24 protein-coding genes and 1 pseudogene are annotated in these 23606 nt (G+C 70.7%); 17 read left to right on the top strand and 8 right to left on the bottom strand.

The features are described 5' to 3' along the window. Positions 1-669: 669 nt before the first annotated feature. Positions 670-1506, bottom strand: a complete 837-nt coding sequence (locus ACIRQ7_RS16255) for a DUF2637 domain-containing protein (protein WP_404262969.1) — start codon at positions 1504-1506, stop codon at positions 670-672. A gap of 92 nt (positions 1507-1598) precedes the next feature. Further along, positions 1599-1952, bottom strand: a pseudogene (locus ACIRQ7_RS16260) (DUF2252 family protein); the annotation flags it as partial. Between the two features lie 206 nt (positions 1953-2158). Between ACIRQ7_RS16260 and dnaE the strand changes: the two are divergent. Beyond that, complete coding sequence (gene dnaE, locus ACIRQ7_RS16265; RefSeq protein ID WP_404262970.1) at positions 2159-5701, top strand: DNA polymerase III subunit alpha; 3543 nt, start codon at positions 2159-2161, stop codon at positions 5699-5701. 240 nt (positions 5702-5941) lie between these two features. Continuing rightward, the gene (locus ACIRQ7_RS16270) at positions 5942-6082 is read left to right on the top strand and encodes a hypothetical protein (RefSeq protein ID WP_404262972.1); all 141 of its coding nucleotides are present in this window, start codon (positions 5942-5944) and stop codon (positions 6080-6082) included. Between the two features lie 84 nt (positions 6083-6166). On the opposite strand, the gene ACIRQ7_RS16275 is transcribed toward ACIRQ7_RS16270, so the two are convergent. Beyond that, positions 6167-6340: a hypothetical protein gene (locus ACIRQ7_RS16275; protein ID WP_401475816.1), complete on the bottom strand. Its 174-nt coding sequence runs from the start codon at positions 6338-6340 to the stop codon at positions 6167-6169. 272 nt (positions 6341-6612) lie between these two features. Between ACIRQ7_RS16275 and ACIRQ7_RS16280 the strand changes: the two genes are divergently transcribed. From ACIRQ7_RS16280 to ACIRQ7_RS16295, 4 genes are all read left to right on the top strand, one after another. Then, positions 6613-7926, top strand: coding sequence for an NYN domain-containing protein (locus ACIRQ7_RS16280; protein ID WP_404262973.1), 1314 nt, complete (start codon positions 6613-6615; stop codon positions 7924-7926). A gap of 149 nt (positions 7927-8075) precedes the next feature. Beyond that, complete coding sequence (locus tag ACIRQ7_RS16285) at positions 8076-9008, top strand: ABC transporter ATP-binding protein (RefSeq protein WP_403671087.1); 933 nt, start codon at positions 8076-8078, stop codon at positions 9006-9008. A 54-nt stretch (positions 9009-9062) separates the two neighbouring features. Beyond that, a complete protein-coding gene (locus ACIRQ7_RS16290) occupies positions 9063-9926 on the top strand; it encodes an ABC transporter permease (RefSeq protein ID WP_404262974.1) in 864 nt (287 codons plus the stop codon). Positions 9927-9994: 68 nt separating this feature from the next. Further along, positions 9995-10693: an ABC transporter permease gene (locus ACIRQ7_RS16295; RefSeq protein ID WP_404262976.1), complete on the top strand. Its 699-nt coding sequence runs from the start codon at positions 9995-9997 to the stop codon at positions 10691-10693. 42 nt (positions 10694-10735) lie between these two features. On the opposite strand, the gene ybaK is transcribed toward ACIRQ7_RS16295, so the two are convergent. Genes ybaK through ACIRQ7_RS16310 form a run of 3 tightly spaced genes read right to left on the bottom strand, consistent with a single transcriptional unit; the run spans position 10736 to position 13663 of the window. Next, complete coding sequence (gene ybaK / locus ACIRQ7_RS16300; RefSeq protein WP_404262978.1) at positions 10736-11245, bottom strand: Cys-tRNA(Pro) deacylase; 510 nt, start codon at positions 11243-11245, stop codon at positions 10736-10738. Positions 11246-11262: 17 nt separating this feature from the next. Next, complete coding sequence (locus tag ACIRQ7_RS16305; RefSeq protein ID WP_403670961.1) at positions 11263-12009, bottom strand: LON peptidase substrate-binding domain-containing protein; 747 nt, start codon at positions 12007-12009, stop codon at positions 11263-11265. Positions 12010-12061: 52 nt separating this feature from the next. Further along, positions 12062-13663, bottom strand: coding sequence for an oxidoreductase (locus ACIRQ7_RS16310; protein ID WP_404262980.1), 1602 nt, complete (start codon positions 13661-13663; stop codon positions 12062-12064). Positions 13664-13916: 253 nt separating this feature from the next. Here ACIRQ7_RS16310 and hisD point away from each other — a divergent pair, with 253 nt between their 5' ends. Genes hisD through ACIRQ7_RS16365 form a run of 11 tightly spaced genes read left to right on the top strand, consistent with a single transcriptional unit; the run spans position 13917 to position 20900 of the window. Continuing rightward, positions 13917-15239: a histidinol dehydrogenase gene (hisD, locus tag ACIRQ7_RS16315; RefSeq protein WP_404262982.1), complete on the top strand. Its 1323-nt coding sequence runs from the start codon at positions 13917-13919 to the stop codon at positions 15237-15239. Between the two features lie 8 nt (positions 15240-15247). Continuing rightward, entirely contained in the window at positions 15248-16366 is a 1119-nt protein-coding gene (locus ACIRQ7_RS16320; RefSeq protein ID WP_404263153.1) for a histidinol-phosphate transaminase, read from the top strand. Beyond that, positions 16363-16956, top strand: a complete 594-nt coding sequence (hisB, locus tag ACIRQ7_RS16325; RefSeq protein ID WP_401475797.1) for an imidazoleglycerol-phosphate dehydratase HisB — start codon at positions 16363-16365, stop codon at positions 16954-16956. The genes ACIRQ7_RS16320 and hisB overlap by 4 nt, the downstream gene beginning before the upstream one ends. A 28-nt stretch (positions 16957-16984) precedes the next feature. Continuing rightward, entirely contained in the window at positions 16985-17149 is a 165-nt protein-coding gene (locus ACIRQ7_RS16330) for a hypothetical protein (protein ID WP_401475794.1), read from the top strand. Further along, positions 17146-17793, top strand: coding sequence for an imidazole glycerol phosphate synthase subunit HisH (hisH, locus tag ACIRQ7_RS16335; protein WP_404262983.1), 648 nt, complete (start codon positions 17146-17148; stop codon positions 17791-17793). Before ACIRQ7_RS16330 ends, hisH begins: the two co-directional genes overlap by 4 nt. Then, positions 17793-18524, top strand: a complete 732-nt coding sequence (gene priA / locus ACIRQ7_RS16340) for a bifunctional 1-(5-phosphoribosyl)-5-((5-phosphoribosylamino)methylideneamino)imidazole-4-carboxamide isomerase/phosphoribosylanthranilate isomerase PriA (protein WP_401475788.1) — start codon at positions 17793-17795, stop codon at positions 18522-18524. The genes hisH and priA overlap by 1 nt, the downstream gene beginning before the upstream one ends. A gap of 21 nt (positions 18525-18545) precedes the next feature. After that, a complete protein-coding gene (locus ACIRQ7_RS16345; protein WP_404262985.1) occupies positions 18546-18944 on the top strand; it encodes a RidA family protein in 399 nt (132 codons plus the stop codon). A 7-nt stretch (positions 18945-18951) separates the two neighbouring features. Further along, complete coding sequence (gene hisF / locus ACIRQ7_RS16350; protein WP_401475782.1) at positions 18952-19707, top strand: imidazole glycerol phosphate synthase subunit HisF; 756 nt, start codon at positions 18952-18954, stop codon at positions 19705-19707. A 59-nt stretch (positions 19708-19766) separates the two neighbouring features. Beyond that, positions 19767-20036, top strand: a complete 270-nt coding sequence (locus tag ACIRQ7_RS16355; RefSeq protein WP_404262987.1) for a hypothetical protein — start codon at positions 19767-19769, stop codon at positions 20034-20036. Beyond that, a complete protein-coding gene (locus ACIRQ7_RS16360; RefSeq protein WP_404262988.1) occupies positions 20026-20313 on the top strand; it encodes an SH3-like domain-containing protein in 288 nt (95 codons plus the stop codon). The genes ACIRQ7_RS16355 and ACIRQ7_RS16360 overlap by 11 nt, the downstream gene beginning before the upstream one ends. Then, entirely contained in the window at positions 20310-20900 is a 591-nt protein-coding gene (locus ACIRQ7_RS16365) for a nitrile hydratase subunit alpha (RefSeq protein WP_404262990.1), read from the top strand. The genes ACIRQ7_RS16360 and ACIRQ7_RS16365 overlap by 4 nt, the downstream gene beginning before the upstream one ends. Positions 20901-20916: 16 nt before the next feature. Here the strand turns inward: ACIRQ7_RS16365 and ACIRQ7_RS16370 are convergent, their stop codons facing one another. Then, positions 20917-21660 (bottom strand): succinate dehydrogenase/fumarate reductase iron-sulfur subunit, encoded by a 744-nt coding sequence (locus ACIRQ7_RS16370; protein ID WP_401475770.1) that lies wholly within the window; start codon positions 21658-21660, stop codon positions 20917-20919. Next, positions 21657-23606 carry a fumarate reductase/succinate dehydrogenase flavoprotein subunit gene (locus ACIRQ7_RS16375; RefSeq protein ID WP_404262992.1) on the bottom strand — a complete coding sequence of 650 codons (1950 nt, stop codon included), beginning with the start codon at positions 23604-23606 and terminating at the stop codon, positions 21657-21659. The genes ACIRQ7_RS16370 and ACIRQ7_RS16375 overlap by 4 nt, the downstream gene beginning before the upstream one ends.

Raw genomic sequence — 23606 nt, forward strand, 5'->3', positions numbered from 1 at the left:
CGCGAGTTGGCCAGAGCCCGTGAAGACGTCGTAGCTGCAACCCTCTGCACCACAGAGATCATGAGCCACCCCCATGGATAGCGCCGGCGCGTTCGCGCTGTGTGCATGGCACGGCGGGTGGACTTCAGCCCCGACCCTGGTACGGGTCATCGCGGGCAACTCCGGGTCGGACAGGCCCCTGTACGCCTGCCCCGACTGCATCTCGGACTACGCCCTGAAGGTTCAGGGGAACGGGGGAGATGAGTGCTTCCAACCATGGCGTCTCACGGATGCCCACCGGAGCATCACACGACAAACATCAAGGCCAACGGGACCCACGTCGAACAGTGCATGGCGTGCGGATACAAGCTCACACACGAGCGGCAGCGCGGTAGCAGTCCTACCCCGCCCCCTCGACGATGAGTTGACGCCGACGTGCGGTCCCCAGTGCCCGGTCTGTCAGTCCATCAACACCTACACGCAGACTGACGAGAACATGGTCACGTGGACTATCTGCCTGTCGTGTGGGTCCCGCTCCTCCTGACCCTCTGACCGCCTGACCGCCACGTGTCCACCTCGCCCCCAGAGGTGGACACGTGGTTTCTCTGTGTCCGGCCACTGTCCGCCAGTGTCCGGACACAACAAAGGGCCCCGCTCTCCGAAGAGAACGGGGCCCAGAGGGGGTGTCCGTCAGCCCGTGATGCCGACCCGCGACAGGTCTCGGCGACCGGTGCGGGTACTGATGTTGCCGACGTGCGCTGCGTAGGTGGAACCGTTGACGTCTGAGCCGCTGGCGTGCAGGTAGTCGATCACGGCCTGGATCTCTTCATCCGTCCGGCCCCGGGAGGTGGACGTCCGTGCGGGCGGGGCGGTCTGTTCCACGGCCGTCAGTTCCCTGTCCCAATCCGCCCTGGCCGTGGCCAGTTCCTGCGCGGGGGGTGTCCGCCGAGGAGCGGTCATGTCCGCCAGCGCGTCGTCCCAGGCCGTGTCCATGTCCATGTCCGTGTCCGGCTCCGTGGCCGCCCCGGTGGCCATGTCCGCGTCGGTCAGGGTGTGCTCCGCGTCCATGACCACCACGGTGGCCGGTGCCTCCGCAGTGACCGGCACGTCCGTGTCCGCCGTGGCCGTGACCACCGTATGCACCTGACGCATGAGGGCACCGAAGGCGAGGAGGGCGGCCGTGGGAGGGACTGCCGCCACCACGTAGTCCAGGAACCGGGCACCCGCCCCGACCCCGGCGACGTTCAGCGCGATGGACCCGACGGAGCCGACGACCGTGAGGAAGATTGCCCACGCGTCGGTCTTCTTGCGGAGGGTCGACCGGAACATGAGCACCTCGCCCGCGACGATGAACAGGTCGAGCGTGCCGGGCCAGACCCATTGGCGAGCCGCCGACCCCCCTAGCCCGTACTGACCGGCCACGTCTGCCAGGTGCGCGTAGCTGAGCCAGAACGCCACTCCGGTCAACGCCACGATGACGCTCACGGCGACGTACAGCGCGGCGTTCTCAGCCTTGCGGGTGTTCATGGGGCTCTCCTCACGTCGGGTGGTCGCCCGGTCGGGGACCTACCACCTGTCTGTGTTGGCCGTGACAACCAACGTGCGCGACGCTACTTTGGGTCGTCGAAGTCGTTGACGTTGAAGATCAGCCGGCCCGTGGCGTCCATGTACGTGCCGAAATTCTCGGCGTGCAGATCGCCGTGGATCCACACCCGGCCGGTCCGCTCGTCCAGATACGGGCCGTTGCCGGCGCCGCCGTCGTCCCAGCCGGAGTGCGGGTCCTCCAGGTCGCGGTAGAACAGGCAGGCCGTGCCCCGGTAGAACGCGAAGGCCGAGGCGGCCATCTTCCGGAATTTGACGCGGAAGGCCGCGGGGTCGGCGGCGAGCAGCTCTCCGAAGGCGGTGCCGAAGACGCTGAGGATTTCCTCGCCGCGCTCGGTGGCGTCCTGCGCCGGGGCGTGCTGGGACGACATCGCTGGGTGCCTCCTGAGGTGCTGCGGATGGGTGGGGCCGTGACGGGCTCTGTCACCGACAACGGGCGAGGCTACTCGTCAGTGCCCCCGAGCCGTCGCCGCCCTCGGTTGTCAGTGGGGAGTCGTAGACTTCGAGACCGTCTCACCCTCCTGCCGGCCGCGGTCGGCAGGAGCCCCCGCCGACTGTTTCCCGGAGGACTTCCGTCGTGGCAAAGCCGCCCTTCACGCACCTGCACGTGCACACCCAGTACTCGCTGCTGGACGGTGCGGCGCGGCTGAAGGACATGTTCGACGCGTGCAATGAGATGGGCATGTCGCATGTCGCCATGTCCGACCACGGCAATCTGCACGGCGCGTACGACTTCTTCCATACGGCGCAGAAGGCGGGCGTGACCCCGATCATCGGGATCGAGGCGTACGTGGCGCCGGAGTCGCGGCGCAACAAGCGCAAGGTGCAGTGGGGCCAGCCGCATCAGAAGCGCGATGACGTGTCCGGTTCGGGTGGCTACACCCACAAGACGATCTGGGCGGCGAACAAGACCGGGCTGCACAACCTCTTCCGGCTGTCGTCGGACGCGTACGCCGAGGGCTGGCTGACGAAGTGGCCGAGGATGGACAAGGAGACCATCGCGCAGTGGTCCGAGGGGCTGATCGCCTCGACCGGATGCCCGTCCGGTGAGCTGCAGACCCGGCTCAGGCTGGGGCAGTACGACGAGGCGCGCAAGGCCGCGGGCGAGTACCAGGAGATCTTCGGCAAGGACCGGTATTTCCTGGAGCTGATGGATCACGGCATCGAGATCGAGCGCCGGGTCCGCGACGATCTGCTGAAGATCGGCAAGGAGGTGGGCATCCCGCCGCTGGTCACCAACGACTCGCACTACACCTACTCCCACGAGTCCACGGCCCATGACGCGCTGCTGTGCATCCAGACCGGCAAGAACCTCTCCGACCCGGACCGTTTCCGCTTCGACGGCACCGGCTACTACCTCAAGTCCACCGAGGAGATGTATGCCATCGACTCCTCGGAGGCCTGGCAGCAGGGCTGCGACAACACCCTCCTGGTCGCCCAGCAGATCGACACCACGGGGATGTTCGAGAAGCGCGACCTGATGCCGAAGTTCGACATCCCGGCCGGCTTCACCGAAGTCACGTGGTTCCAGGAGGAGGTCCGGGTCGGCATGAAGCGCCGCTACCCGGGCGGGATCCCCGAGGACCGCCAGAAGCAGGCCGAGTACGAGATGGACATCATCATCCAGATGGGGTTCCCCGGCTACTTCCTCGTCGTCGCCGACTTCATCATGTGGGCCAAGAACAACGGCATCGCGGTGGGCCCCGGACGAGGCTCCGCGGCCGGCTCGATCGTCGCGTACGCCATGGGCATCACCGACCTCGACCCGATCACGCACGGTCTGATCTTCGAGCGGTTCCTCAACCCCGAGCGCGTCTCCATGCCCGACGTCGACATCGACTTCGACGAGCGCAGGCGTGTCGAGGTCATCCGGTATGTGACGGAGAAGTACGGCGCCGACAAGGTCGCCATGATCGGCACCTACGGCAAGATCAAGGCGAAGAACGCCATCAAGGACTCCGCCCGCGTCCTGGGCTATCCGTACGCGATGGGCGACCGCCTCACCAAGGCCATGCCGGCCGACGTCCTCGGCAAGGGCATCGACCTCAGCGGCATCACCGACCCCAAGCACCCGCGCTACAGCGAGGCGGGCGAGATCCGGGGGATGTACGAGAACGAACCGGACGTGAAGAAGGTCATCGACACCGCCAAGGGCGTCGAGGGCCTGGTCCGGCAGATGGGTGTGCACGCGGCCGGCGTGATCATGTCCAGTGAGCCGATCGTCGACCACGCCCCGGTCTGGGTCCGGCACACCGACAACGTCACCATCACGCAGTGGGACTACCCGCAGTGCGAGTCGCTCGGCCTGCTGAAGATGGACTTCCTGGGCCTGCGCAACCTCACCATCATGGACGACGCCGTCAAGATGGTGAAGAAGAACAAGGGCGTCGACCTGGAGCTGCTCAGCGTCCCGCTGGACGACCCCAAGACATACGAAATGCTCTGCCGCGGTGACACCCTCGGCGTCTTCCAGTTCGACGGCGGCCCGATGCGTTCGCTGCTGCGGCTGATGAAGCCCGACAACTTCGAGGACATTTCCGCCGTCTCGGCGCTGTACCGCCCCGGCCCGATGGGCATGGACTCGCACACCAACTACGCGCTGCGCAAGAACGGTCTCCAGGAGATCACCCCGATCCACCCGGAGCTGGAGGAGCCGCTCAAGGAGGTCCTCGGCCTCACCCACGGCCTGATCGTCTATCAGGAGCAGGTGCAGAAGGCCGCCCAGATCGTCGCCGGCTACTCCCTCGGCGAGGCCGACATCCTGCGCCGCGTCATGGGCAAGAAGAAGCCCGAGGAGCTGGCGAAGAACTTCGTGCTCTTCCAGGAGGGCGCGAAGAAGAAGGGCTTCTCCGACCAGGCGATCCAGGCCCTGTGGGACGTCCTGGTCCCGTTCGCCGGCTACGCCTTCAACAAGGCCCACTCCTCGGCGTACGGCCTGGTCACCTACTGGACGGCCTATCTGAAGGCCAACTACCCGGCGGAGTACATGTCGGGTCTGCTGACGTCCGTGCGCGACGACAAGGACAAGTCCGCGGTCTACCTCAACGAGTGCCGCCGCATGGGCATCAAGGTGCTGCCGCCGAACGTCAACGAATCCGAGGCCAACTTCACGGCCCAGGGCGACGACGTGATCCTCTTCGGCCTCACCGCGGTCCGCAACGTCGGCCAGAACGTCGTCGACTCGATCATCCGCTCCCGCAAGGCGAAGGGGAAGTACCTCTCCTTCCCCGACTACCTCGACAAGGTCGAGGCCGCCGCCTGCAACAAGCGCACCACCGAATCGCTGATCAAGGCCGGCGCCTTTGACGAGATGGGCCACACCCGCAAGGGCCTGACCGCCCACTACGAGCCGATGATCGACAACGTCGTCCAGGTCAAACGCAAGGAGGCCGAGGGCCAGTTCGACCTCTTCGGCGGGATGGGCGAGGAGGCCGCCGACGAGGGCCCCGGCTTCGGGCTCGACGTCGAGTTCTCCGACATCGAGTGGGACAAGGCCTATCTCCTCGCCCAGGAGCGCGAGATGCTCGGCCTCTACGTCTCCGACCACCCGCTCTTCGGCCTCGAACACGTGCTGAGCGACAAGGCGGACGCGGCCATCGCGCAGCTGACCGGCGGCGACTATTCGGACGGTTCGATCGTCACCATCGGCGGCATCATCTCCGGCCTCCAGCGCAAGATGACCAAGCAGGGCAACGCCTGGGCCATCGCCACCGTCGAGGACCTCGCGGGCTCCATCGACTGCATGTTCTTCCCGGCGACCTATCAGCTGGTGTCCACCCAACTCGTCGAGGACACCGTCGTCTTCGTCAAGGGCCGGCTCGACAAGCGCGAGGACATCCCGCGCCTGGTCGCCATGGAGATGATGGTCCCCGACCTCTCGGAGGCGGGCACCAACGCCCCCGTGACGATCACCATCCCGACGGTCAAGGTGACGCCGCCGATGGTCGAGAAGCTCGGCGAGGTGCTGAGCAGCCACCGCGGCTCGACGGAGGTACGGATCAAGCTGCTGGGTGCGCGCAAGACCACGGTCCTGCGGCTGGACCGGCATCGGGTGACCCCGGATCCGTCGCTGTTCGGCGATCTGAAGGTACTCCTCGGCGCCTCCTGTCTCGCGGGCTGACCGCCCGGTCCGACCACCGTCCCGGGCGCTCCCTCAGGGGGGCGCCCGGCGCGTTTTCCGCTCCGCCGAGTGCGGCTCCGCTCTCCTGGCGGTCACCTTGCCGAACCCATGGGGTTGGTTGAGCCGAGCGGGAGACATTTGTGGCCCGAACGGGACATCTGACGCGGGTAGCGTGTATGACGCAACTACTCCCCGCAGCAGACCCGCCGCGGGGAGGCGGCGCACTTCCCCGGCGCGGGGGTGACCGAACGGGTCCACCACGTCCAGGCCGCGTACGACATCGTCAGCCGGGGCCGCGCGATACGCCCGGTGAAGCCCTCCGGGCTGCCGCAGCCGCGCTCCATCGCGGCGGCGCGCGAGCGGCGCGGCTTCACCGACTGACGCCCTGCGCCGCGCGTCGGCGCACCACGTGCGCGAGGGGCGCGCCCGCATCGGGCGCGCCCCTCAACTCATGTGTGGTGTAAGTCAGTTGTGGCCGAAGCGGCGCTGGTGCTTGCGGGCGACGTCCGCCGGGCTGCCCTGAGCCGACTGCTGCGGCTGGGAGATGGCCTCGATGGCCGACTTCTGGGCCTGCTCGTGGCCGTGCTCGGCCGGGCCGCCCTTTTGCTGCTTGTTCCGGTCCTTCTTGTGCTTGGCCATGATCGTGCCTCCTGAGGGGGATCCTGGGATCGGGGCCGGGACCAGACTTACACGCCGGGCATAACACTGCATTTCGGGCAATTACCGTCTGTGATACGGGTGATCACGCGCTGTATCCGGGATCCCTCCCGAATCCGCCACGCCGATGATCGAGTTGGGGCAGATAACCCCCGTACGGTCGGGCAGACTCGAAGCACAGCCGAAGAGAACTCGTGCCACAGGCCGAGCCGGGGGGCGACCGGACTTCAGCACCTCAGGGAAGAGGGTGGAACGTGGATCGCTGCGTCGTCCTGGTGGACGCCGGATATTTGCTCGGCGCCGCCGCGAGTCTGCTCGCCGGAGAGCCCGCCCGGTCCCGGATCTCCGTCGACCACGCCGCCCTCATCCAGGGCCTGCGGCAGCGCGCGGAAGCCGACACCGAACAGCCGCTGCTGCGCATCTACTGGTTCGACGGCGCGCCCGACCGCGTCCCGCAGCCCGAACACCGGCGGCTGCGCGTGATGCCCCGGGTCACCGTCCGGCTTGGCGCCCTGACCCGCAGTGACGGCCGCTGGGCGCAGAAGGGCGTGGACGCCGCCATGCACGCCGAACTCACCGAACTCGCCCGCAACCGCGCCTGCTCCGACATCGTGCTGGTCACCGGCGACGGCGATCTGCTGCCCGGACTGATGTCGGCGAAGGAACACGGCGTCGCCGTCCACCTCTGGGCCGTCCAGGCCGCGGACGGCGACTACAACCAGTCCGAGGACCTGGTCGCCGAGGCCGACGAGCGGCGGGTGCTGGACCGGACCTGGATCACCCGCGCCGTACGCGCCAAGGAACTCGGCGGGCCCTGCGCGCCGCCGCCGGTGCCGCGCCCCGAGATCGCCGCGATCCTCTCCGCGCCGCTGCCGGAGTCCGCGGTCGCCGCGGCGGCAGCGGCCGCCGCCGCGGCCTCCGGACCGGACACCGCCGAGCCCGTCCACGAGCGCAACGGCTCGAACGGCACCACCCGGCCCGGCACCGGAAGCCAGGACGACGAGACGCCAGGCGAGGGACCCGGCACCGGCGGCTCCAAGGTCGTCCCCACCCCCAAGGACCTGGCCTCACTGGGCCGCGCCCACGCCGCGGCCGACCGCGCGCCGGGCACCCCCGGCAGCGGCGCCCAGCCCGCGCCCGCGCCCAGCGCCACGCTGCGCTGGTCGTCCGACAAAGGGTGGGCCGAACGCGGCGGCCCGGTGGGTGAGCCCTCCGAGACCGCCTCGCTGCCCACCCTGGCCCAGCTGACCAGCGCCGAACAGCGCTGGGCGGACCGCGAGGAGGACATCACCGCCGTCAGCGGCGACCCCTTCGAGGTCGGCCAGGTCTTCGCCCGGCGCTGGACCGAGCGGCTCTCCGACACCGCTCATCTGCAGCAGCTCTCGACGGAGTACCCGCGCATCCCGCACCGCATCGACGGGGAATTGCTCCGCTACGCCGCACGGTTCGGGCTGCTCGCCCACAAGGACGACCAGATCGACGAACACGACCGCTACGCGATCCGGGCCGGGTTCTGGCGCGAGGTCGATCTGCGCACGGCCGCCGGGCACGCACCGGCCGGCGACTGACGCCCGCCGTCCGCCGCCCCGCCCGGCCCCGCGGGCCGGGCGCGGCCCGGGGGCGCGTAACCTCTTGGCTCGTGAGGACGGGCGCAAAACAGGTGGAGCGCGGCGAGACGGTGTGTGCCGTGCAGGACCTGGTCAAGACGTACCCCGCGATGCGCGGGCGCCGCGGGGCGGCACAGGCGCCTGCCGTACGTGCCAGTGACGGCATCAGCCTGGACGTACACCGCGGGGAGATCTTCGGGCTGCTCGGCCCGAACGGCGCCGGCAAGTCCACCCTCGTGCGCCAGCTGACCGGACTGCTGCGGCCGGACTCCGGCAGCGTCACCGTCCTCGGCCACGACCTGGTGCGCCACCCCGAGCGGGCCGCCCGGCTCCTCGGCTACCTGGGGCAGGAGTCCACCGCCCTGGACGAGATGACCGTGGCGCTGGCCGTGGAGACCACCGGCAGGCTGCGCGGTCTCCCCGTCCGCGAGGCGCGGGCCGAACGGGACGCGGTGATCGACGAGCTGGGTCTCACCGAGATCGCGGGCCGGGCGCTGAAGAAGCTGTCCGGCGGGCAGCGGCGGCTGGCGTGCTTCGCGACCGTCCTCATCGGCGAACGGCCGCTGCTGGTCCTGGACGAGCCGACCACCGGCATGGACCCGGTCGCGCGGCGCGCGGTGTGGAGCGCGGTGGACCGCCGGCGGGCCGAGCGGGGCGCCACCGTGGTGCTGGTGACCCACAATGTCCTGGAGGCCGAGAGCGTGCTGGACCGGGTCGCGGTGATCGACCGGGGACGCGTCATCGCCTGCGACACGCCCGGGGGGCTGAAGGAAATGGTGGGGCAGGAGGTGCGGCTGGATCTGGTGTGGCGCGACCGGCCCCCGCTGGACGTGCCCGAGGTCGCCGCACTCGCCGGCGCCGCCCGCGTCTCCGGCCGCCGCTGGAGCTTGCGGCTGCCCGCCGATGAGGCGCGCGCCGCCGTCGCCGCCGTCACCGCGGGCGCCGCCTTCGCCGCCCTCGACGATTTCACCCTCGCCACACCCAGCCTGGAAGATGTCTACCTCGCGCTCGGCGGGCGCGCGGAAGGACTGGTCAAGGCGTGAGGCCAAGGGGACGCCGGCCGTCGGCACCCGGATCGCGCCGGGGCCGCGGCGCGGATGTATCGAGGAAGGCGTGGTGAAGGCGTGAGCGTGGTTCCCGGGGAAGTGGTGGCCGGGGCCGGACCGGACGCCCGGGAGACTGCCGCGGGGCAGCCGGACGGCGCGGCCGCCCCGCTGGCGCCGCGCGCCCGGATGGTCCCCGCGCTCGGCGCCGTCTACCGCGCCCAGCTCTCGCGGGCCAGGGTCGCGCGCATCCCGCTGCTGTTCGTCGCCACCTTCCAGTCCGTCGGGATCATGGTCCTGATGCGCGGCGTGGTCGACGGCGGCGACGAGGCACGGGCCGTGGTCTCCGGCTCCAGCGTGCTCGTGGTGGCCTTCGTCGCGCTCAACCTGCTGGCCCAGTACTTCGGGCAGCTGCGGGCCGGCGGCGGACTCGACCACTACGCGACGCTGCCCGTGCCACCGGCCGCCGTGGTGCTCGGCGCGGCCGGCGCCTACGCCTCGTTCACGGTGCCGGGCACGATCGTCACCGCGGTGACCGGCTGCCTCCTCTTCCAGCTCCCGATGGCGAACCTCTGGGTGCTGGCCGCGGTCATCCCGCTGTCCGGCGCCGCGCTGGCCGGCCTCGGCGCGGCCCTGGGACTGCTCGCCCCCCGTCAGGAACTCGCCACGCTCTGCGGCCAGTTGGGCATGTCCGCGGCGCTGCTGCTGGGCGTGCTGCCGGCCGGCCGGCTGCCCGCGGTGATCGGCTACGCCCGCGATCTGCTCCCCTCGACCTACGGGGTGGAGGCGCTGGCCCGCAGCTTCGACGCGCATCCCGACTGGCTGGTGATCGGCGCCGACCTGGGCGTCTGCGCCGCCGTCGGGGTGGTGTCGCTGGCCGTCGCGACCTGGGCGTACCGCCGGGCGGCGGCCCGATGACCGGCCCGACGGGCCCGAACGGACGTCCTGCTGATGGCCGGACCTCGCCCACCTGGCACGATGACGGGGTGACCGCACCGCTGACGCCACGCAACAACCAACCGCCCGAAGAGCCGCAGAACCCGTGGGCCGCACCCGCCGCCGGCAGAGGGGCCGCCGCCGATCCCGGCGCGCTGCCGTCGCACGGCCGGACGCCCGCGCGGGCCTACTTCGAGGACCCCGAGCACGTCCGCGAGGTGCGCGAGGCCGCGGTCATCGCGCTCGCGGTGGCGGTGAGCGGTGTGCTGCTCGGTGTGCTGTGGGCGTGGCTCGCGCCGCATGTGCCGCTGATCGCCGACACCAAGAGCATCTACCTGAAGAACACCGAGGGGGAGGAGTCGATCGGCGCCGACGGCACCTTCGTGCTGCTGGCCCTCGGCTTCGGTGTGCTCAGCGCGGCGGTGGTCTTCCTCTTCCGCCGGCGCGGCGGCATCCCGCTGGTGGTGGCGCTGACCGCCGGCGGACTGCTCGGCGCCGTACTCGCCTGGCACGTCGGCGTCTGGCTGGGCCCTACGGAGAACGTGATCGCGCACGCCAAGCAGGTCGGCACGGGCGTGACCTTCGACAGCCCGCTGCGGCTGGAGGCCAAGGGCGCGCTGCTGGCCTGGCCGGTCGCCGCGATGCTCGCCCAGCTGGCGCTGACCGGCCTGTTCGGCCCGCGCGACCCGGAGCCGGAGGCCATGGAATGGCCCGGTAACCCCCCGCAGGACCCGCCGAACCCGCACTGACCGGCACGCACGGCCGCCCTCCGGGAGCCGCCCTCCCGGGGCTCAGCCCCGGGAGATCGGCGCGATGGAGGCTCCGGTGAGCGTCACCAGATCCGCCGGCGCCAGCTCGACCTCCAGGCCGCGCCGGCCCGCCGACACACAGACCGTCGGCCGGCCTTGCGCCGAGGCGTCCACGACCGTACGCAGCCGCTTGCGCTGGCCCAGCGGCGAGATCCCGCCGAGGACGTAGCCGGTGCTGCGCTCGGCCGCGGCCGGATCGGCCATCGTGGCCCGCTTGCCGCCCACCGCGGCCGCCAGCGCCTTGAGGTCGAGGGAGCCGGACACCGGCACCACCGCGACGGTCAGGGTGCCGTCGACATCGGCCAGCAGGGTCTTGAACACCTGCTCGGGCGCCACCCCGAGCGCCTCGGCGGCCTCCTCGCCGTACGAGGCGGCAGCCGGGTCGTGCGCGTAGGAGTGGACCGTGAACGGGACACCGGACGCGGCCAGGGCGACCGTCGCGGGTGTCCCGCCGGGGCCGGCCTTCCGGTCCTGTTTCGACTTCTTCGACAACGCGCAAACGCCTCGGGTCAGTTGGGGCTGGTCGGCTGCCGGGTCAGATCGACGGCCGGAAGCGACGGGAGCTTACCGAGCAGCGCCGACTCCTGGCGAAGGAGTTTCAGCTCCTGCCCGAGCCGGGACGCGGTGTCCGCGGCCTCCAGCAGCTGCTGCTTGGCGGGGACGTCCAGCACCGCGGCGGCCGCCACCAGGTAGGACAGCACCGACGGGTCGGCGGGCAGATCCTGGCCGCTGGACAGCGTCCGCTCGTTCGCCCAGGCCAGCCGCTTCTGATAGGTGCGAAAGGCCCGTACGACGCCCGAGGCGAGCGCCCCGGCGCCCTCCCCCTCGCCCTCTTCGAGCTCTTCCATCTCACCCGTCAGATACGGGCCGGAGGCGTCCACCGACAGCAGGCGGTAGCGGGTGGTGCCGGTGGCCAGGACCTCGTAGCCGGTGTCGTCGTCGGTCGACTTCTCCCGGATGGTCGCCGCGTCCGCGATGCAGCCCACGGAGTGGAAGGCGGCCATCGGGTCGTCGCCGAAGCCCGCCGCGGGCCCGGCGGCGGCCGGCAGCGTGGCGTCCGGCATGCCCTGTGCGGTGGGGGCGACCTCGCGGCCGTCCCGGATCGCGATCACGCCGAAGCGGCGGTCGTCCTCGGGCAGCGCGACCAGGTCGCGCATCATCGCCCGGTACCGCGCCTCGAAGACGTTCAGCGGGAGCACGAGTCCCGGGAACAGCACCGAGTTCAACGGGAAAAGCGGCAGGCGTACGGAGGTCACAGTCGGTAAGCCTATTGCCTGCGGCGCCGGAGTCCGCCACCCACACCCCCGCCTACTGCCGGCGCAGCAGCCGGGAGGCGCCCGCCGCGACGGTGGTGGCCAGCACCCAGCCGGCGAGGATCAGTACCGCTGCCGCCCATTGCGCACCGCCGTCCGGCTTCCAGGCCGTCCCCTGATTCAGGTCGATCACGGGAAGCAGCAGATCGAGGGAGTAGAGATACGGATTCCACGGCGGGGCCTCGTCCGGCTTGAGCGGGGGTGGCGGGGACTGGGAGAAGTAGAGCGTGCCGATCGCCCACAGGATGGCCATCCACACCGCGGCCCGCCCCGGCCGGTATCCGTAGGCCACCGTCCAGTCCTGCAGGACTCCCCAGGTCTTCGCCGCCAGCGGCAGCGTCTCCCGGCGGCGCCGCTGCTTGGCCAGCTGCACCTCCCGGGCGTCGGCGTCCTCACCGCTGGTGCGCAGGGCGGTGGCGAGCATCTCGTACGGCTCGGGGGCGTACTCGGGGGTCGCCGCCGCCACCCACTGGAGCCGCAGCGCCAGCGGGAAGTGGCCGCGCGGGATGAGTGTCTCGTAGGCGAAGCCGGCCATCCACAGCCCGCCGAGCCCCGGCCAGCTGGCCGACTTGTCGACGAGGTTGACGACCCGGGCGCCGGAGAGGATCACCCGTCCGCGCTGCGGCCGTTCGCCGAGGAACCGCAGCTCGGGTGTCTGGATGCGGCGCAGCGACAGCTCCTGGTCGGACTCCATCGTGAACCGGGCGTGCTCGAAGTCGACCGCGTCACCGAACCGCCCGTCGTCGAGCCGCATCCCGCCCTCGCACTCGAAACGCTGCATGCGGGTGCCCCGCGAGGGGGTGTGCGCGATGCCGTACGGGGGAGTGGCGCTGCTGGAGAACGGGGAGTTCGCGAGCCCGGCGGCGGTGAGGTAGAGGGTGCGCTCGACGGTCAGCTGGGGGGCGTTCAGCGCCCGGCGGCCGAAGGGGTTGCTCAGCCGGCTGCCGCGCAGGCTCAGCGACACGCCGACGACGGCGCCGCGCAGCGACAGCTCGCCGTAGGACTCGATCAGCTCCGCCTGGATGTCCTGGGCGACGGTCATCCCGTCCGCCATGATCGACCGGCCCTGCCGGTCCTTGTGCACCACGATCTGATTGAGCAGCAGGTCCGTGCCGATGTGCGCGTCGGTGAGGCGGATGCCGGACTGCACCACGCAGCGCGGCAGATGCAGATCGCCCTCGGTGTTCAGGCGCGCCGCCTCCACCCGCGGGATCGCGCAGTTCACCAGCCGCAGCGTCGTGAAGTGGCTCTCGGGCAGCAGCACCTCGGCCTCGAAGCGGCAGTCCCGCAGCTCCACGAATGGCTTGATCGCGCCGCCTGCAAGGTCGAGAGTGTCCGTGATGTACGCACCGGTGAGCTTGAGCGCGGAGACCCGGCCCGGCTGCGCGAGCGGGCCCTCCAGCAGCAGCAGCGCCACGACACGGGCCCGCACCCGGCGCTCGGGACCCCACAGATGCTGGCCGTGCGGATCGTCCCGCGCCGGGTCCCCGATGTGCAGATCGCAGGTGCTGCCGTTCCGAAAGGCCTGCCACATGCTCCATTCCGCCGATGTCAGCTGCAGGTCGGCGGGCGCGTCGCCGTCCGCTGGCTCGGTCACTGTGGGATCCCCCTGCCTCTTCCGGTGCCGTGGGACCGGCACCGCTTCCTGACGTCACACGCGTCCCCCGACTGCCCCCGCACACCCCGTACGGACCCCTTGCCCGCCCGGTGACTGCCTGAACACGCGTGGTCAGGGCCAACTCCGGTCAACTTCGCGCGGCCGGTCACCACGCGTCCGGGGTGCGTACCGCTGTGTATCACCCAGTGATACGGGCGGTCGGCCGCTGATACGCGTCTGAGACACTGGGAGGGTGATCTCCCGAATCGATCTGCGCGGTGACGCCCTCCCGGAGGGCGGCGCCCTGCGCGACCTGCTGCCCCGTGCCGAGTTCGACGTGGAAGCCGCCCTGGAGAAGGTGCGGCCCATCTGCGAGGACGTACGCCATCGCGGCACCGCGGCGCTGATCGACTACGCGCGGCGGTTCGACGGCGTCGAGATCGAGCGGGTACGGGTGCCGGCCGAGGCGCTCGACCGCGCCCTGACGCAGCTGGACCCGGCCGTCCGCGCCGCCCTGGAGGAGTCCATCCGGCGCGCCCGGATCGTCCACCGCGAGCAGCGCCGCACGGACACCACCACCAAGGTCGTCCCCGGCGGCACGGTCACCGAACGCTGGGTGCCCGTCGAGCGCGTCGGGCTGTACGTCCCCGGCGGCCTCGCGGTCTACCCCTCCTCCGTCGTGATGAACGTCGTGCCCGCCCAGGAAGCGGGCGTCGAGGGCATCGCCGTCACCTCCCCGCCGCAGAAGGAATTCGGCGGCCTGCCGCACCCCACCATCCTCGCCGCCTGTGCCCTGCTCGGCGTCGACGAGGTCTACGCCGCCGGTGGCGCCCAGGCCATCGCGATGTTCGCGTACGGCACCGAGGAATGCCTGCCCGTCAATCTCGTCACGGGCCCCGGCAACATCTACGTCGCCTCCGCCAAGCGCCTGCTCAAGGGCCGGATCGGCATCGACGCCGAGGCCGGGCCCACCGAGATCGCGGTCCTCGCCGACGCCACCGCCGACCCCGAGCACGTCGCCGCCGACCTGATCAGCCAGGCCGAACACGACACCCTCGCCGCCGCCGTCCTCGTCACCGACTCGGCGGAGCTGGCCGAGGCCGTCGAGGCCGCGCTGAAGCCGCAGGTCGAGGCCACCAAGCACACCGAGCGGATCGCCGAGGCGCTCGCCGGGCAGCAGTCCGCGATCGTCCTCGTCGACGGCATCGACCAAGGGCTGAAGGTCGTCGACGCCTACGGCGCCGAGCACCTCGAAATCCAGACCGCCGACGCCACCGCCGTCGCCGCCCGCGTCCGCAACGCCGGCGCGATCTTCGTCGGCCCGTACGCCCCGGTCTCGCTCGGCGACTACTGCGCGGGCTCCAACCACGTCCTGCCCACCGGCGGCTGCGCCTGCCACTCCTCGGGCCTGTCCGTGCAGTCCTTCCTGCGCGGCATCCATGTCGTGGACTACTCCCGCGACGCGCTGGCCGAGGTCGCCCACCATGTGGTGACCCTCGCCGAGGCCGAGGACCTCCCGGCCCACGGCGCCGCGCTGAAGGCCAGGTTCGACTGGAAGGTCCCGCAGAGCAAGTGAGCAGGCACGTGACCCGCATCGACGATCTCCCCATCAGGGACGAGCTGCGCGGCAAGTCCCCGTACGGCGCCCCGCAGCTGGACGTCCCCGTCCGCCTGAACACCAACGAGAACCCCTACCCGCTGCCCGAGCCGCTGGTGCGGCGGATCGCCGAGCGGGTCACCGACGCCGCCCGGCAGCTCAACCGCTACCCGGACCGGGACGCCGTCGAGCTGCGCACCGAGCTGGCCGCGTACCTCAGCCGCACCGGCGGGCATGACGTCACCGCCGCCCAGGTCTGGGCCGCCAACGGCTCCAACGAGGTCATCCAGCAGCTGCTGCAGACCTTCGGCGGCCCCGGCCGCACCGCCCTCGGCTTCGAGCCGTCGTACTCCATGCACGCGCTGATCTCGCGCGGCACGGGCACCGGCTGGATCTCCGGACCGCGGCGCGACGACTTCACCATCGACGTCGAGGCCGCCCGGACCGAGATCGCCGCCCGCCGCCCCGACGTGGTCTTCATCTGCTCGCCGAACAACCCCACCGGCACCGCAGTCGGCGCCGACACCGTCCTCGCGCTGTACGACGCCGCGCAGGCCGCCCGCGCCGACGGTGCCGGGGCCCTCGTCGTCGTCGACGAGGCCTACGGCGAGTTCAGCCACCGCCCCTCGCTGCTGCCGCTGATCGAGGGCAGGCCGAATCTGGTGGTGTCGCGGACCATGTCCAAGGCGTTCGGCGCCGCCGGGCTCCGCCTCGGCTATCTGGCCGCCGACCCCGCCGTCGTGGACGCCGTGCAGCTCGTCCGGCTCCCGTACCACCTCTCGTCCGTCACCCAGGCCACCGCGCTCGCCGCCCTGGAGCACACCGACACGCTCCTGAAGTACGTCGAGCAGCTGAAGACCGAGCGGGACCGCCTGGTCACCGAGCTGCGCGCGGCCGGCTGCGAGGTCGTCGACTCCGATGCCAACTTCGTGCAGTTCGGGTGCTTCGACGACGCGCACAGCACCTGGCAGGCCATCCTCGACCACGGCGTGCTGGTCCGTGACAACGGCGTACCGGGCTGGCTGCGGGTCACCGCCGGCACCCCGGCCGAGAACGACGCGTTCCTCGACGCGGTTCGCGCAGTACTGAAGGAGAACAAGCGATGACCCGCGTAGGACGCGTGGAGCGCACCACCAAGGAGACCTCGGTGCTCGTCGAGATCGATCTCGACGGCACCGGCCAGGTCGATGTGTCGACCGGGGTCGGCTTCTACGACCACATGCTCGACCAGCTCGGCCGGCACGGCCTCTTCGACCTCAAGGTCAAGACCGATGGCGACCTGCACATCGACACCCACCACACCATCGAGGACACCGCCCTCGCGCTGGGTGCCGCCTTCAAGCAGGCCCTCGGCGACAAGGTCGGCATCTACCGCTTCGGCAACTGCACCGTCCCGCTGGACGAGTCGCTCGCCCAGGTCACCGTCGACCTCTCCGGCCGCCCGTATCTGGTGCACACCGAGCCCGAGACGATGGCGCCGATGATCGGCACCTACGACACGACGATGACGCGGCACATCTTCGAGTCCTTCGTCGCGCAGGCCCAGATCGCCCTGCACATCCACGTCCCGTACGGCCGCAACGCCCACCACATCGTGGAGTGCCAGTTCAAGGCCCTGGCCCGCGCCCTGCGCTACGCCAGCGAGCGCGACCCGCGCGCGGCCGGAATTCTTCCCTCCACGAAGGGCGCGCTGTGAGCGGCGCAGAAGCGAACGGGAGCACCCTGTGAACGGCCTGTCCACGGTCTTCATCCTTGTCGGACTCTTCCTGCTCGGAGGGGTCTACTCCTTCTGGAAGCAGAAGATCCCCAAGAGCGTGATCACCCTGCTCGCCCTCGGTTCCGCGATGTGCCTGGTCGCGGGCGTGATGCGGCTGGAGGTGTGGAATTGACCTCCGCACCCCGTAAGCGCGTCGTCGTCTTCGACTACGGCTTCGGCAACATCCGCTCCGCCGAGCGCGCCCTCGCGCACGTCGGCGCCGACGTGGAGATCACCCGGGACTACGACACGGCGATGAACGCCGACGGTCTGCTGGTTCCCGGCGTCGGCGCCTTCGCGTCCTGCATGCAGGGGCTGAAGGACGCCCGTGGCGACTGGATCGTCGGCCGCAGGCTCTCCGGCGGCCGGCCCGTCATGGGCATCTGCGTCGGCATGCAGATCCTCTTCGGCCGCGGCATCGAGCACGGCGTGGAGACCGAAGGGCTGGACGAGTGGCCCGGCACGGTCGGCCCGCTCAAGGCCGAGGTCGTCCCGCACATGGGCTGGAACACCGTCGAGGCCGCCGACGGCTCGCGGCTCTTCGCCGGCCTGGACAGCGGCGACCGCTACTACTTCGTGCACTCCTACGCGGTGCACGACTGGGAGCTGGAGATCGGGAACCGGCAGATCACCGGCCCCAAGGTCAGCTGGACCACGCACGGCGAGAAGTTCGTGGCCGCGGTCGAGAACGGCCCGCTCTGGGCCACCCAGTTCCACCCCGAGAAGTCCGGCGACGCCGGTGCCCAGCTCCTGAGCAATTGGATCGAGACACTGTGATGACCCACGCGTCGAAGCTCGAACTCCTCCCCGCCGTCGATGTCCGCGACGGCCAGGCCGTCCGTCTCGTGCACGGCGAGTCCGGTTCCGAGACCTCCTACGGCGACCCGCTGCAGGCCGCTCTCGCCTGGCAGCAGTCCGGCGCCGAATGGCTGCACCTCGTCGACCTCGACGCGGCCTTCGGCACCGGCGACAACCGGGCGCAGATCGCCGAGGTCGCCCGCTCCATGGACATCAAGGTCGAGCTGTCCGGCGGCATCCGCGACGACGCGTCGCTGGCCGCAGCGCTCGCCACCGGCTGCCGCCGCGTCAACCTCGGCACCGCGGCCCTGGAGACCCCCGAGTGGGTCGCCAAGGTCATCGCCGAACACGGCGACCAGATCGCGGTCGGCCTGGACGTGCGCGGCACGACGCTGCGCGGCCGCGGCTGGACCCGGGACGGCGGAGACCTCTACGAGACGCTGGCCCGCCTGGACGCCGAGGGCTGCGCCCGCTACGTCGTCACCGACATCAACAAGGACGGCACGCTCCAGGGCCCCAACCTGGAGCTGCTCAAGAACGTCTGCGCGGCCACCGACCGCCCGGTCGTCGCCTCCGGCGGCGTCTCCTCGCTTGACGATCTGCGGGCGCTTGCGACCCTGGTATCGGAGGGTGTCGAAGGCGCGATCGTCGGCAAGGCGCTCTACGCGAAGGCGTTCACCCTCGAAGAGGCACTGGCAGCGGTGTCGTAGCGGCGGGAAGAAGGCGGCGAGATGACCATCGAGCGCGTACGGAACGGCAGTGGCGACAAAAGCCCCTGGGAGGAGTCCATCGGCTTCGCGCGCGCGGTGGCCGCCGGTGACCGGGTCCTGGTCGCCGGCACGATGCCGCTGGTCGACGGTGTGCTGCACGGTGACGGCGATCCGTACGAGCAGACGAAGGTCGCCTTCGGCAATGCGCTGGCGGCGCTGAAACCCTTCGGTCTCGGCGCCGCGTCCGTCCTGCGCACCAGGATGTATCTGACCCACGCACGCGATGTGGACGCCGTCGGCCGCGCCCACAAGGAGCTCTTCGACGAGATCCGGCCGGCCGCGACGCTGGTCGTGGTCTCCGGTTTCGTCGACTCCCGGGTGCTGGTCGAGGTGGAACTAGAAGCTTATCGAGAGGTCTGAAGCGAACATGACCCTGGCGGTCCGAGTCATCCCCTGCCTGGACGTGGACAACGGCCGGGTCGTGAAGGGCGTCAACTTCCAGAATCTGCGCGACGCCGGCGACCCCGTCGAAATGGCGAAGATCTACGGTGAGGAGGGCGCGGACGAGCTGACGTTCCTCGACATCACCGCCTCCTCCGGCAACCGCGAGACCACCTACGACGTGGTGCGCCGCACCGCCGAGCAGGTCTTCATCCCGCTCACCGTCGGTGGCGGCGTCCGCACCACCGAGGACGTCGACAAGCTGCTGCGGGCCGGCGCGGACAAGGTCGGCGTCAACACCGCCGCCCTCGCGCGCCCCGACCTGATCCGGGAGATCGCGGAGCGCTTCGGCAGCCAGGTCCTGGTGCTGTCCGTCGACGCCCGCCGCACCGAGAGCGGCTCCTTCGAGGTCACCACGCACGGCGGCCGCCGTTCCGCCGGTGTCGACGCCGTCGAATGGGCCCACCGCGCCGCCGAGTTGGGCGCCGGTGAGATCCTCCTCAACTCCATGGACGCGGACGGCACCAAGGACGGCTACGACGTGCAGATGATCGAGGCGGTCCGCCGGCACGTCACCGTGCCCGTCATCGCCTCCGGCGGCGCCGGCCGCCTCACCGACTTCCCGCCGGCCGTGGCCGCCGGCGCCGACGCGGTGCTGGCCGCCTCCGTCTTCCACTTCGGTGACCTGCGCATCGGCCAGGTCAAGGGCGCACTGCGGGAGGCCGGGCACCCGGTGCGGTGACCGCCCGCGCGCCGTCGCCGGTGCTGGTCGCAGGCCCGCCCACCTCGTAGGCTCCGCCCATGAGCCGTGTCAACGATGTGGGTGGGCAGACCGGGTTCGGGGCGCTGGAGATCGACCGGGAGGAGCCGCCGTTCCACGCCGACTGGGAGGCGCGGGTGTTCGCGTTGAACTCCGTGCTGGTGCGCAACGGCGTCTACCGCCTCGACGAGTTGCGGGACGCGGTGGAGCGGATGGACCCGCAGACCTATCTGGCCACGTCGTACTACGAGCGCTGGCTGATGGCCATCGAGACGCTGCTGACGGAGCGGCGGGTGCTCGGTGAGCGGTGACTTCGAGGTGGGCCGCCCGGTCCGCGTACGCACCACCGATCCGGCGGGGCACACCCGGGCGCCGCGGTATGTGCGCGGCCACGTGGGGCGGATCGTCGAGCGGCAGGGCAGCTGGGAGCTGGCCGACGAGCGGGCGGCGGGCCTCGACCGGCCGCGGGTGGAGCCCGTGTACACCGTGGCCTTCGCGGCGCGTGACCTGTGGGGCGAGGGCGATCACGAGGTGACGGTCGACCTCTGGGAGTCCTACATCGAGCCGGCAGGGAAGGACGAGGCATGAGCGGGGAGCACACGAGTGCGCCGGTGGCGGCGCGGGTACGGCGGCTGGAGGAGCGGCTGATCGACGCCGGGGTGGTCGCCGAGACACAGCTGGACGCGGTGCTGGCCGAGCTGCTGGCGGGCGCCTCGCCCGTCAACGGGGCCCGGATCGTGGCCCGTGCCTGGTCCGATGCCGGCTTCCGGGAGCGGCTGCTGGCCGACGCGAACACCGCGCTGCCGGAGCTGGGGCTGTCCATGGCCGGCGGCATCCAGGAGCAGCGCCTCAAGGTCGTGGCGAACACCGAGGACACCCACAACGTCCTGGTGTGCACCCTGTGCTCCTGCTATCCGATCGGGCTGCTGGGTCCGTCGCCGTCCTGGTACAAGAGCGAGGCCTACCGCTCGCGGGTGGTGCGCGAACCGCGGGCCGTACTCGCCGAGTTCGGGCTCGAAGTGCCCGCGGGCACCGCGATCACGGTGTGGGACTCCAGCGCGGAGAGCCGCTACCTGGTCCTGCCGCGGCGGCCCGACGGCACCGAGGGGCGCACCGAGGCGGAGCTGACCGCCCTCGTCACCCGGGAGGGGCTCATCGGGACCGCCGCGGTGTGAACCGGGGCGGGACGGGTCACCGTCCCTTGCGGGCCGCCCGCAGATACTCGCGGTTCATCGTCGTGATGCTGAACAGCGGGATGCCCTTGGGGCAGGCGGTGGCGCACTCGCCGGTGTTGGTGCAGCCGCCGAAGCCCTCCGCGTCCATCTGCCCGACCATGTCCAGGACCCGGCTCTCGCGCTCGGGGGCGCCCTGCGGCAGCGAGTTGAGGTGGACGACCTTGGCGGAGGTGAAGAGCATCGCCGAGCCGTTGGGGCAGGCCGCCACGCAGGCGCCGCAGCCGATGCACTCGGCGTGCTCGAAGGCGGTGTCGGCGACCGGCTTGGGGACGGCGGTGGCGTGCGCCTCGGGGGCGGCGCCGGTCGGTGCGGTGACGTAGCCGCCGGACTGGATGATGCGGTCGAAGGCGCCCCGGTCGACGACCAGATCCTTGACGACCGGGAAGGCGGACGCCCGCCACGGCTCGACGTCGATGGTGTCGCCGTCCGCGAAGGACCGCATGTGCAACTGGCAGGTGGTGGTGCGCTCCGGGCCGTGCGCGTCGCCGTTGATGACCAGGCTGCACGCGCCGCAGATGCCCTCGCGGCAGTCGTGGTCGAAGGCGACCGGATCGTCCCCGGCGAGGATCAGCTCCTCGTTGAGGGTGTCGAGCATCTCCAGGAACGACATGTCGGAGGCGATTCCGTCGACGTCGTAGCTGGTCATGGCGCCGGGGGAGGCCGCGTCGGGCTGGCGCCAGACGCGCAGGGTGAGCTTCATGCGTAGCTCCGCTGGGTGGGGTGGACGTACTCGAAGACCAGGTCTTCCTTGTGCAGGACGGGGGCCTTGCCGGTGGCGGTGAACTGCCAGGCGGCGCTGTAGCCGAACTCCTCGTCGCGGCGGGCGGCCTCGCCGTCCGCCGTCTGGGACTCCTCGCGGAAATGCCCGCCGCAGGACTCGGAGCGGTGCAGTGCGTCGAGGCACATCAGCTCGGCGAGCTCCAGATAGTCGACGATGCGGTTGGCCTTCTCCAGCGACTGGTTGAACTCCTCACCGGTGCCCGGCACCTTGATACGGCGCCAGAATTCCTCGCGGATCTGCGGAATGCGGTCCAGGGCCTTGCGCAGCCCCGCGTCCGTACGGGCCATTCCGCAGTACTCCCACATGAGTTCACCGATTTCCCGGTGGAACGAGTCGGGAGTGCGGTCGCCGTCCACGGCCAGGAGGTCCGCCAGCCGCGCCGTGGTCTCCTCGACGATTCGGACGGCCGCCGGATGTCCTGCGTCGACGTCGTCGTCCAGCGGGTTGCGGGCCAGATAGTCGTTGATGGTGGACGGCAGGACGAAATAGCCGTCCGCCAGGCCCTGCATCAGCGCGGAGGCGCCCAGCCGGTTGGCGCCGTGGTCGGAGAAATTCGCCTCGCCGATGGCGAACAGCCCCGGCACGCTGGTCTGGAGGTCGTAGTCGACCCACAGGCCGCCCATCGTGTAATGCACCGCCGGGTAGATCCGCATCGGCACCTCGTACGGATTCTCCGCGGTGATCCGGGCGTACATGTCGAAGAGATTGCCGTACTTCTCCTCGACCTGGGCGCGCCCCATCCGGGCGATGGCGTCCGCGAAGTCCAGATAGACGCCCTGCCCGCCGGGTCCCACCCCGCGGCCCTCGTCGCACACGTTCTTCGCCGCGCGGGAGGCGATGTCGCGCGGTACGAGATTGCCGAATGCGGGGTAGATCCGCTCCAGGTAGTAATCCCGCTCGTCCTCCGGGATCTCGTTCGCCGGGCGCGTGTCGCCCTTCTCCTTCGGCACCCAGATACGCCCGTCATTGCGCAGCGACTCGCTCATCAAGGTCAGCTTCGACTGGTGGTCGCCGGTGCGCGGAATGCAGGTCGGATGGATCTGGGTGAAACAGGGGTTGGCGAAATACGCGCCGCGCCGGTGAGCTCGCCAGACCGCCGTCGCATTGGAATTCATGGCGTTGGTGGACAGGTAGAAGACATTGCCGTAGCCGCCCGTGGCGAGCACCACCGCGTCCGCGAACCAGGTGTCGATCCGGCCGGTGACCAGATCCCGCGCGACAATGCCGCGGGCCCGCCCGTCGACGACGATCACATCGAGCATCTCGGTCCGCGCGTGCAGGCGCACACCCCCGGCCGCGATCTGCCGGGACAGCGCCTGATAGGCACCCAGCAGCAATTGCTGGCCGGTCTGCCCGCGCGCGTAGAACGTCCTCGACACCTGCACCCCGCCGAACGACCGGGTGTCGAGCAGCCCGCCGTATTCGCGGGCGAAGGGCACGCCCTGCGCCACGCACTGGTCGATGATCTCCACCGAGATCTGCGCCAGCCGGTGCACATTCGACTCGCGGGCCCGGAAGTCGCCGCCCTTCACGGTGTCGTAGAAGAGCCGGTGGATGGAGTCCCCGTCGTTGCGGTAGTTCTTCGCCGCGTTGATACCGCCCTGCGCCGCGATGGAATGGGCCCGGCGCGGTGAGTCCTGATAGCAGAACTGCTCGACGTGGTAGCCCTGTTCGGCGAGTGTCGCGCCCGCGGCGCCGCCCGCCAGACCGGTGCCGACGACGATGACGGTGTGCTTGCGGCGGTTGGCCGGGTTGACCAGCTTCGCCTCGAAGCGGCGGCGGTCCCAGCGCTCGGCGATCGGCCCGTCCGGGGCGGCGGTGTCGGCGACCGGCGCACCGGTCGCGTAGGCGTCATAGGAGGTCAT

The sequence above is a fragment of the Streptomyces sp. NPDC101393 genome (assembly GCF_044767385.1).
GTDB lineage: Bacteria > Actinomycetota > Actinomycetes > Streptomycetales > Streptomycetaceae > Streptomyces.

What these genes read in the sequence shown, in the direction of transcription:
- hisB (WP_401475797.1), top strand. Translation starts at nt 16,363, where the DNA reads ATGACCCGCGTAGGACGCGTGGAGCGCACCACCAAGGAGACCTCGGTG.
- ACIRQ7_RS16285 (WP_403671087.1), top strand. Translation starts at nt 8,076, where the DNA reads ATGCGCGGGCGCCGCGGGGCGGCACAGGCGCCTGCCGTACGTGCCAGT.
- ACIRQ7_RS16275 (WP_401475816.1), bottom strand. Translation starts at nt 6,340, where the DNA reads ATGGCCAAGCACAAGAAGGACCGGAACAAGCAGCAAAAGGGCGGCCCG.
- ACIRQ7_RS16370 (WP_401475770.1), bottom strand. Translation starts at nt 21,660, where the DNA reads ATGAAGCTCACCCTGCGCGTCTGGCGCCAGCCCGACGCGGCCTCCCCC.
- ACIRQ7_RS16290 (WP_404262974.1), top strand. Translation starts at nt 9,063, where the DNA reads ATGTATCGAGGAAGGCGTGGTGAAGGCGTGAGCGTGGTTCCCGGGGAA.
- ACIRQ7_RS16255 (WP_404262969.1), bottom strand. Translation starts at nt 1,506, where the DNA reads ATGAACACCCGCAAGGCTGAGAACGCCGCGCTGTACGTCGCCGTGAGC.
- ACIRQ7_RS16345 (WP_404262985.1), top strand. Translation starts at nt 18,546, where the DNA reads ATGACCATCGAGCGCGTACGGAACGGCAGTGGCGACAAAAGCCCCTGG.
- ACIRQ7_RS16375 (WP_404262992.1), bottom strand. Translation starts at nt 23,606, where the DNA reads ATGACCTCCTATGACGCCTACGCGACCGGTGCGCCGGTCGCCGACACC.
- ACIRQ7_RS16355 (WP_404262987.1), top strand. Translation starts at nt 19,767, where the DNA reads ATGAGCCGTGTCAACGATGTGGGTGGGCAGACCGGGTTCGGGGCGCTG.
- priA (WP_401475788.1), top strand. Translation starts at nt 17,793, where the DNA reads ATGACCCACGCGTCGAAGCTCGAACTCCTCCCCGCCGTCGATGTCCGC.
- hisF (WP_401475782.1), top strand. Translation starts at nt 18,952, where the DNA reads ATGACCCTGGCGGTCCGAGTCATCCCCTGCCTGGACGTGGACAACGGC.
- ACIRQ7_RS16365 (WP_404262990.1), top strand. Translation starts at nt 20,310, where the DNA reads ATGAGCGGGGAGCACACGAGTGCGCCGGTGGCGGCGCGGGTACGGCGG.